This is a genomic window from Sphingomonas sp. Leaf30 (assembly GCF_001422525.1).
GTDB classification, from domain to species: domain Bacteria; phylum Pseudomonadota; class Alphaproteobacteria; order Sphingomonadales; family Sphingomonadaceae; genus Sphingomonas; species Sphingomonas aerolata.
The window spans coordinates 1-431 of the sequence record NZ_LMKZ01000012.1; positions in this window are offsets into that span (position 1 = coordinate 1).

The following is a 431-nucleotide window of genomic DNA, read 5'->3' on the forward strand; positions in this document are numbered from 1 at the left end:
CTGAGCGTGCGCCGAAAGTGCCTCCAGCAAGTGGAGCATTTGCTTCGATGGTCGACGATTACGAGCCATACTTTTACTCAACCTAAGTAGAGTTATTTGTCAACTGTTCGCAGAAAGTATGGACCTACTATAGTACCCGATGGATGGCCGCCTGTTGGCGGTACTGCCCGACAGAGTGGGGCTGATAGGACCCATCAACCGCCGTCTACGGCGACGGCACGCTTCCCAGCTTCGAACACCGGCTCATGTGTTTCGCATTAATTAAGCCAGCCCCCGTGTCCTGAGGAAAGCGTTCGGATAGGATGCCTTCACCTTTTGCGTTTAATTAGAGACGTGTGAAAGCCACTGAGAGCCCAATCGTTCGCGACATTCCTGACGGAACGTACGTCGAGCTTGTTGCCAGTCTGTGCGGCACGCGCATGCCCGCAGCG